This window comes from Pseudidiomarina terrestris, assembly GCF_030466405.1.
In the GTDB taxonomy this organism is placed as follows: Bacteria; Pseudomonadota; Gammaproteobacteria; order Enterobacterales; family Alteromonadaceae; genus Pseudidiomarina; species Pseudidiomarina terrestris.
Genome location: NZ_JAGGJF010000004.1, coordinates 183,230 through 198,177, shown reverse-complemented (window position 1 = coordinate 198,177; position 14,948 = coordinate 183,230). Strand labels below are relative to the sequence as shown.

Genomic DNA, 14,948 nt, shown 5'->3' with positions numbered 1-14,948 from the left:
TTGCCTAATTACTCTTCGTCGATAACTGCTTGATAACCTTCGGCATCAAGCAAGCTTTCTACTTCAGTTGGGTCTTCGGCTTTTATCTTAAACAACCAACCATCACCATATGGATCACTATTCACGGTTTCTGGCGAGTCTTCGAGCTCTTCGTTGACTGCAGTAATTTCACCGGCAATAGGTGCATAGATATCTGATGCTGCTTTCACAGACTCTGCTACAGCAATGTCATCACCAGCGGCAACGGTATCGCCAACTTCTGGCAGCTCGACAAAAACCATGTCGCCTAACAGATCTTGTGCGTGTTCACTGATACCTACGGTGAAGATGCCATCGCCATCATTGCGAACCCATTCGTGAGTGGCTGCGTACTTTAATTCTTTAGGGATTGAGCTCATGTTCTGATCCTCAGGTTAGTTGTTCTGTTTAGCGTTTTAGACAAGGCTTTTGCCGTTGCGAACGAAGCTAGGTTTTACCACGCTAACTGTAACGAATTTTTTGCGCATTTCCACTTCTGCGGTTTCACCCACTGAAGACGGTACCCGCGCCATAGCGATGGAGAAGCCAAGGGTCGGTGAGAAGGTGCCCGAAGTAATCATGCCTTCGCCGCCATCAACGACAACTTTTTGACCGTGGCGCAGTACGCCTTTCTCGCGCATCACCAGGCCGACAAGCTTATCGTGACCTTCAGCCTTCTGTTTTTCCAGGGCGTTGCGACCGATAAAATCGCGATCTTGCGGTTCAAAGGCAACACTCCAGCCCATGTTTGCTTCTAACGGGGTGGTGTCCTCGTCCATATCCTGGCCATAAAGGTTCATGCCAGCTTCCAGTCGCAAGGTATCACGCGCACCCAAGCCACAAGGTTGTACGCCAACGTGCAGCAGATCATTCCAGACTTTCTCGGCAACGTGTTCAGGCAGAACGATTTCGTAGCCTGCTTCACCGGTATAGCCGGTGGTCGCAATAAACAAGTCGCCAACCTGTGCCGACATGAATGGTTTCATACCTTCAACCTTGCTGAAGGCTTCATCACCCAGTACCAGCTTCAATTTTTCCGCTGCTTTGGGTCCCTGCAGGGCGATCATTGCAAATTGCGGTTGCTCGGCGATCTCGACGTTAAAATCTTTGGCAACACTTTCAATCCAGCCTAAGTCACGTTCGCGCGTGGCAGAGTTCACCACTAAGCGGTACGACTCATCCGTGAAGTAATACACGATCAAGTCATCGATAACGCCGCCTTTGCTATTGAGCATGCTGTTGTACTGGGCTTTGCCTGGTACGGTCAGCTTGGCAACATCGTTGGCCAACATATGGCGTAAGAATGCTTTGGCTTCGCAACCCAGCACATCTACGATGGTCATGTGGGATACATCAAACACACCGGAATCCTTACGCACTGCGTTGTGTTCTTCAATTTGAGAACCATAATTCAGCGGCATGTCCCAACCGTGAAAGTCGACCATCTTTGCGCCGGCTTTCACATGCGCATCATATAAAGGGGTACGATTTGCCATGGCGTCGTCGTCCTGTTGTTTTGCTTAAAGTGCCGCAATTATAAAACCCATCGGCGCTCGCAACAAATTAATATTCCTTATGCTATTATAATATTTGCTTATACAAACTTGATAACTATTGTCTTTGTTAATAATTTAGGTGTTTTCGTGCAGCAATTGCCCTTAGATAGCTTACGCGCTTTCATCAGCGTCTATGAATTACAAAGCTTTACTGCCGCCGGTCAGCAACTGGGGCGGTCACAACCGGCCATCAGTTTGCAACTGCAGCGGCTGGAAGACATGCTCGGGGTAAGACTCTACGCCCGCACCGGTGGTCGCATTCAACTGACCCCGGCCGGCGCCGAACTCATGGATGCCGCCCGCGCAATGCTGAACCTCAATGATCAAATCATCGCGCGCTTAACTGAGCCTGAGTTAAGTGGCCGGGTGCGGCTAGGTATAACCAGTGAATTTGCCAGTAAGTTATTACCCCAGGTGCTCGGCCAGTTTGCCCACGGCTACCCTAATGTCGCACTGGAAGTCACCTCAGCTTTAAGCAAACAACTGATCGCCAAAGCCGATGATTTTGATGTCATCATTGCGCTGACTGAGCAAGGCGGCAAGGATGCGGCGCAACTGGTCAATCCGGTGCAATGGCTGGAACTGCGGCAGGAGCCTCTGGTTTGGGTGGGTAACCAGGACGCTCACCTGCTCCCTTCACCGTTGCCGCTGGTACTGGCGCCCGATGGCTGCATTTACCGGCGCCGGGCATTGCGTGGCCTGCGCCAGGCTGGGATCGCGTCACGTATCACCTACACCAACACTGATTTTAGTGGCTTAACCGCAGCCATTGAGAGTGGTCTGGGCATTACCGTACTCGCGCAAAGCACAGTCCCTGCGCATCTGGAAGCTCTACAGCGGGTGGCAGATAATGTGGTGTTACCGGAATTGGGTGAGGTCGGGGTGATGTTATCAACCCGCGCCGCGGAAAATTCTGCGGCGCAGCAACTGGGGCAATTTATCCTAGAGCGGATTTGATCAGTTTGCGTTTCAGCGGTGCTAGCCGATCGGCCAGGCGCAAGCCTAAACCACGCACCAACTTCGCCACCGGCGAGGCAGTACCAAAGCCGCGCTTAAAGCTTTCCATGGTGGCTATCATCTGCACCGCGGCAACTTTGCGTTGGCGCTCCCATTGCCGCAAGTCTGCGCTGCCAAATTCACTGGCCGTTACCGCTAATAATGCGTGAACATCGCCAAAACCAAGGTTGGCGCCCTGCCCGGCCAGGGGATGAATACTGTGTGCGGCGTCACCGATGAGCAACAACCGTTGCTGCAGCCAGCGCTTGGCATATTGCATACGCAGCGGGAAGTAACCTCGTTGTGACACCAGTTCAAGCTGACCCAGACATTGATCACTCACCCGCTGCAGTTGCTTGATAAAGTCGTTATCATCGAGCTGCTGCAGTTGCCGGGCAAGCTCACTATCAGCCGACCAAACCAGAGAAACGTGGTGCGGATCTGCTAACGGCAGCCAGGCCACCGGACCACTGGGTAGGAACACCTGGCGGGCACAGCCGTTATGGGGTTCGCTACACCGGATCACAGCAACACAACCTTGTTGCTGATAGTCCCAAAATGTTAACGGCAATCCTGCGGCTTGTCGCAGTGGCGATTTAACACCATCGGCAGCCAATAAATAATCGCCGCGCAGGCGCTGCCCGCCAGCTTCAACCCAGACTTCAGTATCGCTCAAACCGTGGTCCTGGACCGCGGTTTCCGGCATGAGCTCAACGCCAGCATCGACTGCCGCTTGCCACAGATGCGTCTCCAGCACCCGGTTTTCGACAATCGCGCCCAAATCGGCCTGGTTGACCTCGTTGGCGGCAAACGCGATGCGACCGAAACTGTCCTGGTCCCAGACCTCCATCGCGGTGTAGGGGCCAAGTCGATCTGCAGGCAGCTGTTGCCAGACCCCTAACTCGGTTAATAAAGCCCGACTATGATGAGCGATGGCGCTGACACGCAGCTCAAGCTCGTCGCTGTAGGTCGGTGCTTTGCCTTGTTCAATGAGGGTCACGCGGTGGCCTTGCTGACGCAACCCTAAAGCGCTGGCCAGGCCAATCATGCCGCCGCCAACCACGATAAAGCGTTGACTCATCTGCGTTCTCCTTTGGCCAGGTGGCTCAGCCCCATGGTTTGCCGGGCAAAACTATTGCGAACCAGTGGTAGTGCATCAAGGCCCAGCAGGGCAAGGTTACGTAGCTTGTTCATGGGCCAGTGGTGATTGGAAAAGCCGCGCACCAACAGATCCGTAAGCCCAATGATTTGCCGATAGTCCTCTTTGCGCTGCTGCCAGTAATCTGCAAGCGTCGCGTAAGCGCCCGGGTCAGATGCGCGCGCCAGCTGATCGCTAAGTGAAATGGCATCGCGGACGCCAAGATTAAAGCCCTGTCCCGCAATGGGATGGAGCGTATGTGAGGCATTGCCAATGATGACCGCGCGATGGGCAACACTGCGCTCGGCCAGATGCAGTTGCAGTGGAAACTGCAAGCGCTCGCCGATACCGACCAGGCGCCCGGCACGATAGCCAAACACCTCCTGCAAGTCGCGCAGAAAATCTGCATCGCTTAACGCCAGAGTTTTATCTGCCTCGTCGGCAGCCACTGACCACACTAATGAGGCTTGCCGGTTTGGCAAGGGTAAAAGTGCCACTGGCCCGGTTTCGGTGAAGCGTTCATAGGCCCAACCCTTGAGGGACTCAGCCAGCTCGACCGTGGCAATAATCCCCACTTGCTGGTAGTCGGTCACCTGCATGGTAATGCCCAGCGCCTGACGCACAAACGAACGTTGCCCGTCGGCACCAATCAGCAACTGACAGCGTAGCTGTTCGCCCTCGCCCTCTCCCTTGCCCGCGGCATCAACCACGGGAGCAACGGTCACTTGCGCGCTGTCACTGTGCTGCGCAACCGCGGTCACTTGAGTGCCACCGCGCCAGAGCACATTAGGTAAATCGGCCAGATGCTGATAAAGCGCGCGATTCAACGCGGCTGCTGGTACCACCTGACCCAGAGCTGTCACACCCTCATCTTCGGCATGCAAGCGGGTCGCGCCAAGATAGCCGCGATCGCTGACATGAATATGCTTAATCGCTTCACTTTCTGCCGCCAGATCCGGCCAGATCCCATGTTGCTGCAATAGCTCCACGGTTGCCGCAGCGAGCGCAATCGTGCGCTTATCGTCGACCGGCCCGTCGGCATTAGGTTCGACAATACAAATACTGAGATCAGAGCGCCGCCGCGCCAGCAATAGCGCGGTTAAGGAGCCCACCAGGCCCCCGCCAGCGATAATAATCGAAGTTAGTTTGTCTGCATCCACGCTTCAATCTCTGCTACAGTCTTAGGCACATCTGCGGTCATATTTTCATAACCCGACTCTGTAATAATCACGTCATCTTCGATACGAATCCCCATGCCTCGCCATTTGTCTTCCACATCATCGGCATCAGCAGGAATATAAATCCCCGGCTCGACGGTCAGCACCATGCCAGGTTTTAACGCCGTCAGCTGCTCGCCTTTTTGATAGTCACCAACATCATGTACGTCTAATCCTAACCAATGGCCCAAGCCATGAATGAAAAATCGACGATAACTCCCCTGTTCCATGTGCGCAGTGACTTCGCCCTGCAAGATACCCAGCTCGACCAGGCCTTTGGTAATTTCTTTCGCCGCGGCTTGCTGGGCCCGCTGCAAGTGACTGCCTGGCTTTAAGGTGGCAAACGCTGCCTCTTGTGCGCGCAGGACAACCTCGTACAACTGCCGCTGGGTAGCGCTGAACTTACCGTTAACCGGGAAGGTGCGGGTGATATCGGCAGCGTAGCCCTGATACTCAGCTCCGGCATCGATCAGTAATAAATCACCGTCGCGTAATTGGTCCTGATTTTCGGTGTAATGCAAAATACAGGCATTTTCACCACTGCCACAAATGGTGCCATAGGCAGGGGCACTGGCTCCATGAAAAGCGAATTCATGATGAAGTTCGGCGGCGACCTGATATTCGTAACGACCGGGAGCAGCAAAACGCATGGCGCGTTTATGTGCAGCCACGGTGATGCGTGCAGCTTCACGCATGATATTCAGTTCTGCCGGGGACTTCTGTAGGCGCCATTCATGCAGCCAGGGGCTTAAGTCAGCATACGCGCGGGGCGCCTGCTGGCCCTTTTTCTTGCTTTGCCGGAGTTCAGCACTAAGGTCCTGCACGTGCGCCAGCCACTCGCTTTTCTCGTGGTCAATCAGCACCGTGTGCACGCCATCAAGCAGCGGCAACAGATGATCATCTAGCTCATCAATGGCATGCGCAACATCAACGCCCAGTTCCGCCACTGCAAGTGCGACACCCAGTCGCCGCCCGTGCCAGACTTCCTGGTGCGGATCCGATGGCTGGCAGTACAACTGCACTGGCATTTCACTATCAGGCGCCAGCACCAGTACGGCACCCGGCTCGTTGAAGCCCGTTAAGTAGAAAAAGTCACTGTCCTGACGAAACGGGAATTCCGTGTCGCGGCTGCGAGTCGTCAGCTCAGCACTAGGGACAATTGCGATAGCAGAGTGAGTTTGAGCGGCCAGGCGTTTTAACAGGCGCGCCCGGCGCTCAGCAAATTCAGACTGGGGAATCGTTAAGCTCATAATTAATGCAGCGTCTTGTTCGTTTTGCAGCCATTTCCGCCGTTTTGCCCAAGCTCATTGAAACAAAGCATCGCGGAGATCCTTAAGTATTCCATGATTTCAAAGTAGGCCCGCTCGGCTTCCTCGTCATCATCGACAGCGATATCCAATTTGGCAATTTCAACCATATCGTCGATGGCTTCACGCAAGTCGGCTGACAATCCGGCCAGGTTGGTTTGATTCACCCCAAAGCCTACGAGGAACGACTGCACCCAAGCCGTCAGCGCCTGCAAGCGTTCATGCAGCGGTTCATGGTCACCGGGCAGCATCAGCTGAAAGCCCAGATCAGGGTCGCGCAGACTAGCACCTAACTCAGCAGCCATCAGACTGAGACGCTCGCGTACTTCCGGAGGAAACGACTGCCCTTCATTGATCAGATCACTGAGCAGCAGTAACCACTCATCCCCCTCGAGGCTGGCACCGCCAGCCACCATGCCGGTTAGCAAGCCGTGAATTTCAGCCGCGCTGGATAACAGCCCGTGGCGTTCGAAGAATTCAGTAAGGCGGTCATACGCTTGAGAGCTTGTCTCAAGTTCCGCCGGTTGATCAGAAGTTGAATCAGTCATGCAGGTCTATCTCTTGCTTTTTGATAACTTGCATCCTACCACTGTGCTTCCTTTCAGGCTAGCTGACAAAGCCCCTCAAGACATGGCATAATGCGCGCAAATGCACTATCAACCAGCAAGGAACCTTGGTATGAGTCAGCGCACCATGGACATCAATTTGATGGAGCGTCACTACAAAGTGAATTGTCCTGAAGGACAAGAGGTTGCGTTGCAGCAAGCGGCAGACAAGTTAAATCAAAAGCTTGAGCATATTAAACAAGCGACACGCCTTACTCATCCTGAGCAAATCGCAGTGATGGCGGCGTTAAATTTGTGCCACGAAAGCGCGCAACTTGAACTCTCGCAGCGTCAGCGCATCCAAGAGCTGGAAGAGAAAATTAAATTACTGCAGGAAACCCTGGAGCAAGTCACCGCAGAGCAGCGGCCAGGGCGCAAGTAAGACAAAGAGTTATGATCGCCTGGGATGTTCGCCAGCACGCTAATGTCCCTGAGCCGATGTCATCAGTAAAGGGGCTCACTGACCGGCTATTGTGCAAGCTCGACCTGTATCGAGAAGCCTACGGCCGCGAATTTGCGCCCCGCCTTGAACCAGTGGGTTCAAGGGCCAAGGCACGCAGCGGCATTCCGGGTGATCACCCCTTTTCATAGACGACGAAAGTGAACGGCGAAAGCTATTCTGCTTTCGCCTTTTCAACAATTTTACGTACGTCTGCTAATAACTCCTGCGCATCGTAAACGATACCGTCTTTAATGGTGTAACGGACACCCTCAGTACGCATCGGTTGGTTATTTTCGTTTAGTTTAAAATGACCTGTGCCGTAAAGTACTTTGAAATTCGCTAATGGGTTTTCCGCTACGACCACTAAATCGGCTTTTTTGCCCGGTACCACACTACCAATCTCATGCTCTAGACCAAGCGCTTCAGCACCGTTTAAGGTCGCTGCCTGAATCACTTCCAGCGCATTGAATCCTGCTTCGCGCAGCAATTCAAACTCACGAATTAAACCAAAGCCGTAAATCTTGTAGATATAGCCAGCGTCAGAGCCAGTAGTAATGCGGCCACCTTTATTTTTAAAGTCGTTTAAGAACGCCATCCACTTCTGATAATTTTTGCGCCATGCGACTTCTTCATCGGTGGTCCAGTCAAACCAGTAGGAGCCATGTGCGTAACGGCTTGGTTCGAAGAAATCCCACAACTGCGGCAAGGTGTAATCGTCGTGCCAAATCGCTTGCCGCTCACGCATCAGGTCACGACTTGCTTCGTAAATCGTCAGCGTCGGGTTAATGGTGAAATCAAGCGCGATCAGTTCGTCACGAACCTGGTTCCACTTGTCACTGCCCGGTTCGGCCGCTTGCTGCCATAACTTGCCCGCTTCGGCAAAACGGTCCTGCTCGTTGTTGTAGTTATAATCTGCCGGGTAATCCTGAATCACCTGGCCGGTGAACAGAGCTTCTGGAAGACCGTACCAGTGCTCCATGCTACCCAGTCCCATCCGCGCCGAATCCACCACGTTGGTACGCACCACATTGAGCTGAGCATGATGCATCATGGTGCCTAAGCCTTGCTTGTCGGCTTCATCTAAAGCTGCGGCAATGATTTCTGGCCGTGCGCCAAAAAATTTAATGCCGGCTGCGCCTTCGCGCTTGGTTGCTCGCACCCAGTCACGCGCCTGTGCCGCGTTAAAAATAGGTTCGTCGGCATTCATACCGAAACCTAAGTAGGGAATAATGCGTGGCGAAACAATTTTATTTTCCTCTGCTTGTTCCTGATGCCACAAGGTCCAGTCCAAGCCGTTAAAACTGCCCGGCTCGCGCACGGTGGTAATGCCATGAGCAAGCCACAGCTTCAATACGTACTCGGCGGGAATGCCTTCCGCAGAACCACCGATGTGCCCGTGCATGTCAACGAATCCAGGCAGCACGTAATGACCGGTTAAGTCCATTTCTTTGTCGCCATCACGCAGTTGCGGACGGTTATCAGGTAAAATCGGAACCCCAGGGTTACCGACACTGACGACGTTGGTGATGCGGTCATTCTCAATCACGATATCGACCGGCCCTTGCGGCGGTGCGCCTTCGCCATTAATGACGGTCACGCCACGTAAAATAAGACGTTGATAAGGTCCTTCGCCTTGCTCACCGCGTGGCGGTGCTTTGGGCGGAGCCGCAAATACCTGTGTGCTCAGCGCCAGGCCGAGCATTGCCATAGTCAGTAGCCGTTTAATCATGATATAAAGTGCCTTCTTCAATAGAAAACGCATGCATAACGATGCGTTATAAGATTTCTCAAGAATACCAGCGACATGAACCGACAGCAATTGCGAAAAAAACTGCTCGCGCAGCGCCAGGCTCTCTCCCCACAGCAACGTGAAGACGCTGCGATGCAAGTGTTGGGCCATCTGCAACAGTTACCTGAGCTTGAACAGGCCTGCAACATCGGCAGTTATCATAGTGTGCGGGCGGAGCTTCCGACTGCGCAGCTGAATAAAGCGCTGCAGGCGCAGCGACACCAATTAGCATTGCCGGTTTTGCATCCGGTTCGACCTAATCATTTGTTGTTCCTGCGGGTCAGCAACACCACCGTTTGGCAGCCTAATATTTACGGTATTCCGGAGCCAGTGCTCGCCTGCACTGATATCCTGCCCCTCGCCCAACTGCAGGTGTTATTGGTGCCATTAGTTGGCTTCGACCTGCAAGGGAATCGCTTGGGAATGGGGGGCGGCTTTTATGATCGTACGCTCGCGGCCTGGCATGCAGGTCAGTTGCCCCACCTGCAGCCCATTGGTTTAGCCTTTGATTGCCAACAGGTCGACCAGCTGCCTCACGCCACCTGGGATGTGCCGCTGCCGCGGGTGATCACACCAGCGAAACTATGGGACTTTCGCAACTAAAACTGTATACTCAAAAGCCATAGCCCACTGATTCAGGATGCAGGCATGGCAACCTCTCAAGAACAACTCAAACAGCAAGCAGCACAAGCAGCATTCGACTACGTTAAAGAGCACTTCAAACCCGGCTCAGTGATCGGTGTTGGTACCGGTTCAACGGTAAACTTTTTCATCGATTTACTCGCCGAAATGAAACATGACATCGAAGCCGCCGTTTCAAGCTCTGAAGCGTCAACTGAACGACTTAAAGCGCACGGTATCCGCGTGGTTGATCTCAATTCAGTAAGCGAGTTGCCGTTGTATATCGATGGTGCTGATGAAATCGACAGCCACCTGCGCATGGTCAAAGGCGGTGGTGCAGCACTGACCCGCGAAAAGATCATTGCCGCAGTAGCTCAAACCTTTGTTTGTATTGTTGATAAGTCGAAGCAGGTCGGCCGGCTGGGTAATTTTCCGGTACCGGTAGAAGTGATCCCCATGGCGCGCTCTTATGTCGGACGGCAAATCGTCAGGCTTGGCGGTGATCCGGTCTGGCGCGAAGGGGTGGTTACCGACAACGGTAATTGGATCCTCGACGTGCATAACTTCGATATTCTCGATCCGATTCATCTTGAGCAACAGCTCAATAATATTGTCGGCGTTGTCACCAATGGCCTGTTCGCCCAACGTGGCGCAGATCTTGCCCTCGTTGCCAGTGCAGATGGCATTCAAACCGTGAAGTGAAGCGCATGACCCAAGTTTCCCTGGCCAAAGACCGCATCAAATTTTTACTGCTTGAAGGGGTGCATGAAAGCGCCGTCGAGATCCTCAAGCAGCGTGGTTACCACAACATTGAGTACATCAAAACAGCGCTAACAGAAGATGAGTTATGCAGCAAAATAAGTGACGCCCACTTTGTTGGCATCCGCTCGCGCACCGAACTCAGTGACCGGGTGTTTGCCGCAGCCGAAAAACTCATTGGCGTCGGTTGTTTTTGTATTGGCACCAATCAGGTTGATCTGCAAGCTGCCCGTCGCCACGGCGTGGTGGTCTTCAACGCCCCCTTTTCCAACACTCGTAGCGTTGCCGAATTAGTACTGGCCGAGATCATCATGTTGTTACGCCGTGTTCCGGAAAAAAATGCCGCCGCTCATCGTGGTGGTTGGGACAAATCCGCCACCGGCAGTTATGAAGCACGCGGCAAAGTACTCGGCATTGTCGGTTACGGCCACATTGGTAGTCAATTAAGTATTTTGGCCGAACAATTGGGCATGCAGGTGCGTTTTTATGACATCGAGAGCAAGCTGCCGCTGGGTAATGCTCATGCGGTGGGTTCCCTTGATGAACTGCTACAGCAAGCTGATGTGGTCACCTTGCATGTACCCGAAACTGCACAAACTCAGTGGATGATTGATGCGCCACAACTGGCAAAAATGAAAAAAGGCGCGCTGCTGATCAACGCCTCGCGCGGCACTGTGGTGGTCATTGATGCGCTGGCGGAAGCGTTGCGATCTGGCCACCTGGCCGGTGCCGCCATCGATGTGTTCCCCGTTGAACCGGGTAGCAACAACGAGGTTTTTGAGTCCCCGTTACGTCAGCTCGATAACTGTATTCTTACTCCGCATGTCGGCGGCTCGACCCAGGAAGCACAAGAGAACATTGGTGTTGAAGTGGCCGGTAAGCTGGCGCACTACTCGGATAATGGCTCGACGCTATCCGCCGTTAACTTTCCTGAAGTTTCGTTACCGGCGCATCATGGCGCGCGGCGGTTATTGCACATTCACGAAAATCGCCCGGGCATGTTGACCCGCATCAACCAATTGCTGGCCGAGCAAAGCATCAACGTCTCAGGGCAGTACCTGCAGACCGATGCCGACCTTGGCTATGTGGTCATCGACATCGATACGCCAGCCGAGAGTGATATCGCCGACACCCTACTCGACGCTATGCGAGCCATCGAGGGCACCATCCGCGCACGCGTGCTTTACTAATCCCAGGTTTCCTGACAAAAAAGCCGACCCAAAGGTCGGCTTTTTCTACGAGCAATCAGGCTTATTCAGTGTCGGGCGCTGCACGACCGACGGTGCGCGCCATCGACTCTGGTGACACATGACGTACGTCTTTTCCTTTCACGAAAAAGATAATGTACTCGGCGATGTTTTGGCAACGGTCGCCAATACGCTCAAGTGAGCGTGCCGACCAGAGTACGTTCATCACCTTCGGAATTCCGCGTGGGTCTTCCATCATGTAGGTCATTAGCTGTCGCGTGAGGCCTTCGTACTGACGATCGGCTTGCGCGTCCATCTGATGCACTTCATAGGCACTATCGAGATCCATGCGGGCAAATGCATCGAGCACCCCATGCAACATCGCTAATACTTGCTGCCCCAGGTTTTCTAAACTGACCAGGAATTCTTGCTGATCGTTGTTAAAACTCTCCAGTGCAACGCGCGCAATCCGCTCGACTTCATCACCAATCCGCTCAAGATCGGCAATCGTTTTCAGAATTGCGATGACTAAACGTAGATCGCTTGCTGCCGGTTGGCGCTTCGCAATGATCTGTACGCAAGCTTCATCGATTTGTACTTCCAGCGCATTCACTTTGTAATCACGCTGCAGAACTTGCTCTGCTAGCTCGTGATCGGACTTTTCGATGGCAACCAGCGCATCCCGTAATTGTTGCTCGACCAAGCCACCCATGTTCATGACTTGGGTACGAACGGTATCAAGCTCATCATTAAACTTACCGGAGATATGCCGGCTCATATTCAACTTGTCCATGCCTGACTCCTGTTAGCCGTAACGGCCGGTAATGTAATCTTCAGTTTGCTTCTGACTCGGGGTCGTAAATAACGTATTGGTATCGGCATACTCAATAAGTTTACCCATATACATAAATGCGGTTTGGTCAGAAACCCGCGCTGCCTGTTGCATGTTATGCGTAACAATCACCACGGTGTACTTTTCTTTTAAATCAGTAATCAGCTCTTCAATGGTAAGCGTCGAAATCGGGTCAAGTGCCGAGGTCGGCTCATCCAGAAGCAGGACTTCCGGCTCAATCGCAATGGCGCGGGCAATAACCAGTCGCTGTTGCTGACCACCAGAGAGACTAAATGCACTGGCGTTCAACCGATCTTTCACCTCTTCCCAAAGGGCAGCGCCTTTCAGTGAACGCTCCACCACTTCATCAAGTGTACGACGGTCATTGACCCCTTGCAGGCGCATGCCGTAAACCACGTTCTCGTAAATCGACTTAGGAAAAGGGTTCGGACGCTGAAACACCATACCGACGTTACGACGCAAGGCTGCAGCATCCACATCTTTATCGTAGATATTCTTTTCGTGTAAACGGATTTCACCGCTGATTCGACAAATTTCTACCAAGTCGTTCATACGGTTTATGCAGCGCAACAAGGTGGATTTACCACAACCTGATGGTCCGATAAACGCAGTGACACGATTTTTTGGAATCGCCATGGAAATATCGTAAAGCGCCTGAGCATCGCCGTAGTGCAGATTCAGATTGCGAATTTCCAGTGCGGTTTCTTCCGCGGATAAATTTTCTAAATCCAGACGTTCTGCCTGATTTTCTGTCGGAGTTACCGAAATCATAGTAAGACCTTTCGCTTCTGCTTCGTTAATTAATGCTCAAGTGAGCGATATTTTTCACGTAAATGGTTACGTACGCCAATCGCAGTCAGATTCAGACCGATGATGATGGTAACCAGTAAAAATGAGGTTGCATAGACCAAGGGCCGCGCCGCCTCGACATTTGGACTCTGGAAGCCAACATCATAGATGTGGAAACCAAGGTGCATAAATTTACGATCCAAATGGAAGTACGGGAAGTTGCCATCCACCGGTAACATCGGCGCTGACTTGACCACACCGACCAGCATCAACGGCGCAACTTCGCCCGCTGCCCGCGCAACTGCCAGAATCAAGCCTGTCATAATTGCTGGGGAGGCCATTGGAATGATGATCCGCCACAGGGTCTCAGCCTTGGTCGCGCCTAGCGCTAAACTACCTTCACGGAGCGTACTCGGGATCCGCGACAAGCCTTCCTCGGTGGACACAATCACCACCGGTAGGGTCAGGATCGCCAGAGTAATCGCCGCCCACATGACACCCGGGGTACCAAAGGTTGGGTTGGGCAATGCTTCCGGATAGAAGATTTGGTCTAACGAGCCACCTACCATATAAACAAAGAAGCCCAGACCAAATACGCCGTAAACAATCGACGGCACCCCCGCGAGGTTAATCACCGCGATGCGGATCAAACGCGTTATAGCATTCTTGCCAGCATACTCGTGCAGATAAATCGCCGCCACCACACCAAAGGGTGTCACAATCACCGACATCAGCAAGACCATGAACACGGTACCGAAAATCGCCGGGAACACCCCGCCTTCAGTATTTGCTTCGCGTGGATCCTGGCTCACAAACTTACCGATCTGCACAAAGAAGTGGCCCAGCTTGGCGAAAAAGCCCATGTCGTTCGGGAAGTGTACGGCCAACATGCGATACATGGGTAAGGTCACCACTTCGCCGCGCATGTCGCGCACCTGGACCTGATCACGACTGGCTTTGTCACGCAGGGCAAACAGTTGCTCTTCGAGAACCTTATAATCCTGGCGTAACTGCTCTTCTTCAGCGGCGATTCGCGCTTCTTCGGCAGGCGTCAGATTACCGGCCAGCTCCAGCGCACGACGCTCGAGCCGTAACTGATTCAACTGGTAATTGATCGCGCTGATCTCACTGTCCTGCAGATCAGTTGCCTGTCCATTCAGTTCTACCGCACGTTCAATACGCTGCCTTAACACCTCACGAATCGACCTCTGCTCGGCTACAGAAACGCCATCTTCGAGCACATCTACCACGTAACCGTAAAAGTTACCGTCCTTGGTGCGCTCAAAGACTGCCAGGTCCGCAGGCGTTTCGTCACGCACAATCTGTGGCTCTAGTACCCAGGAGAAATCCAAAGGCACATATTCACGGTTACCTACTTTGATGAGCCAGCGCTCCAGCGTCGGCTCATTAAAGTTATCGAGCGCCACACCAGATTCTTGCAAACGCTCAATTGGAATCGATTCGGTCTCGTAAATTTCACCGATAATGGTTGAGGTCGAGCCGTCATTGGCGCGCACTTCCATTTCGTGAATTTGCGCAGGCCAGAAGAACGACAAGCCACGCCAGCCAATCAAGATCAACAGCCCGAGAACAGCGATCAAACTGATACTAACAGAGCCTGCTGTCAGCCAAATCCACGGTTTTCCTGATTTAAACCATTGCTTCATGGAA

15 protein-coding genes and 1 other RNA gene are annotated in these 14,948 nt (G+C 53.0%); 6 read left to right on the top strand and 10 right to left on the bottom strand.

What is annotated here, in order from left to right:
* Positions 1-8: 8 nt before the first annotated feature.
* Both gcvH and gcvT read right to left on the bottom strand, forming a co-directional pair.
* Complete coding sequence (gene gcvH, locus J6J34_RS09570) at positions 9-398, bottom strand: glycine cleavage system protein GcvH (protein WP_301721416.1); 390 nt, start codon at positions 396-398, stop codon at positions 9-11.
* Positions 399-434: 36 nt separating this feature from the next.
* Positions 435-1,514, bottom strand: a complete 1,080-nt coding sequence (gene gcvT, locus J6J34_RS09565; protein ID WP_301836350.1) for a glycine cleavage system aminomethyltransferase GcvT — start codon at positions 1,512-1,514, stop codon at positions 435-437.
* 147 nt (positions 1,515-1,661) lie between these two features.
* Between gcvT and J6J34_RS09560 the strand changes: the two genes are divergently transcribed.
* Entirely contained in the window at positions 1,662-2,531 is an 870-nt protein-coding gene (locus J6J34_RS09560; protein WP_301774814.1) for a LysR family transcriptional regulator, read from the top strand.
* Here J6J34_RS09560 and J6J34_RS09555 read toward each other — a convergent pair.
* From J6J34_RS09555 to J6J34_RS09540, 4 genes are read right to left on the bottom strand one after another with little or no spacing between them, the layout of a single operon-like run.
* On the bottom strand, positions 2,512-3,651 hold the full coding sequence (locus tag J6J34_RS09555; protein ID WP_301774815.1) for an FAD-dependent oxidoreductase: 1,140 nt from the start codon (positions 3,649-3,651) through the stop codon (positions 2,512-2,514). The genes J6J34_RS09560 and J6J34_RS09555 overlap by 20 nt on opposite strands.
* Entirely contained in the window at positions 3,648-4,868 is a 1,221-nt protein-coding gene (gene ubiH / locus J6J34_RS09550; RefSeq protein WP_301898915.1) for a 2-octaprenyl-6-methoxyphenyl hydroxylase, read from the bottom strand. Before ubiH ends, J6J34_RS09555 begins: the two co-directional genes overlap by 4 nt.
* Positions 4,850-6,175: a Xaa-Pro aminopeptidase gene (gene pepP, locus J6J34_RS09545; protein ID WP_301898914.1), complete on the bottom strand. Its 1,326-nt coding sequence runs from the start codon at positions 6,173-6,175 to the stop codon at positions 4,850-4,852. Before pepP ends, ubiH begins: the two co-directional genes overlap by 19 nt.
* Positions 6,176-6,177: 2 nt before the next feature.
* On the bottom strand, positions 6,178-6,780 hold the full coding sequence (locus J6J34_RS09540; RefSeq protein WP_301836345.1) for a UPF0149 family protein: 603 nt from the start codon (positions 6,778-6,780) through the stop codon (positions 6,178-6,180).
* 130 nt (positions 6,781-6,910) lie between these two features.
* Here J6J34_RS09540 and J6J34_RS09535 point away from each other — a divergent pair, with 130 nt between their 5' ends.
* Together J6J34_RS09535 and ssrS are read left to right on the top strand one after the other, a co-directional pair.
* On the top strand, positions 6,911-7,219 hold the full coding sequence (locus J6J34_RS09535; protein WP_301721424.1) for a cell division protein ZapA: 309 nt from the start codon (positions 6,911-6,913) through the stop codon (positions 7,217-7,219).
* 13 nt (positions 7,220-7,232) lie between these two features.
* Positions 7,233-7,415: non-coding RNA, 6S RNA (gene ssrS / locus J6J34_RS09530), on the top strand.
* Between the two features lie 36 nt (positions 7,416-7,451).
* Here the strand turns inward: ssrS and J6J34_RS09525 are convergent.
* Positions 7,452-9,008, bottom strand: coding sequence for an amidohydrolase family protein (locus J6J34_RS09525; RefSeq protein WP_301898913.1), 1,557 nt, complete (start codon positions 9,006-9,008; stop codon positions 7,452-7,454).
* Between the two features lie 75 nt (positions 9,009-9,083).
* Here J6J34_RS09525 and J6J34_RS09520 point away from each other — a divergent pair, with 75 nt between their 5' ends.
* The 3 genes from J6J34_RS09520 to serA are packed head-to-tail and all read left to right on the top strand — an operon-like array spanning position 9,084 to position 11,638.
* Positions 9,084-9,671 (top strand): 5-formyltetrahydrofolate cyclo-ligase, encoded by a 588-nt coding sequence (locus J6J34_RS09520; protein WP_301836342.1) that lies wholly within the window; start codon positions 9,084-9,086, stop codon positions 9,669-9,671.
* 45 nt (positions 9,672-9,716) lie between these two features.
* A complete protein-coding gene (rpiA, locus tag J6J34_RS09515; RefSeq protein ID WP_301721429.1) occupies positions 9,717-10,391 on the top strand; it encodes a ribose-5-phosphate isomerase RpiA in 675 nt (224 codons plus the stop codon).
* 5 nt (positions 10,392-10,396) lie between these two features.
* Positions 10,397-11,638 (top strand): phosphoglycerate dehydrogenase, encoded by a 1,242-nt coding sequence (serA, locus tag J6J34_RS09510; RefSeq protein WP_301721431.1) that lies wholly within the window; start codon positions 10,397-10,399, stop codon positions 11,636-11,638.
* A gap of 61 nt (positions 11,639-11,699) precedes the next feature.
* Here serA and phoU read toward each other — a convergent pair whose 3' ends face one another.
* Genes phoU through pstA form a run of 3 tightly spaced genes read right to left on the bottom strand, consistent with a single transcriptional unit; the run spans position 11,700 to position 14,944 of the window.
* Entirely contained in the window at positions 11,700-12,428 is a 729-nt protein-coding gene (phoU, locus tag J6J34_RS09505) for a phosphate signaling complex protein PhoU (protein ID WP_301721433.1), read from the bottom strand.
* A gap of 12 nt (positions 12,429-12,440) precedes the next feature.
* Positions 12,441-13,259 (bottom strand): phosphate ABC transporter ATP-binding protein PstB, encoded by an 819-nt coding sequence (pstB, locus tag J6J34_RS09500; protein WP_301721434.1) that lies wholly within the window; start codon positions 13,257-13,259, stop codon positions 12,441-12,443.
* A 29-nt stretch (positions 13,260-13,288) separates the two neighbouring features.
* Positions 13,289-14,944 carry a phosphate ABC transporter permease PstA gene (pstA, locus tag J6J34_RS09495; protein ID WP_301898912.1) on the bottom strand — a complete coding sequence of 552 codons (1,656 nt, stop codon included), beginning with the start codon at positions 14,942-14,944 and terminating at the stop codon, positions 13,289-13,291.
* Between the last annotated feature and the right edge of the window lie 4 nt (positions 14,945-14,948).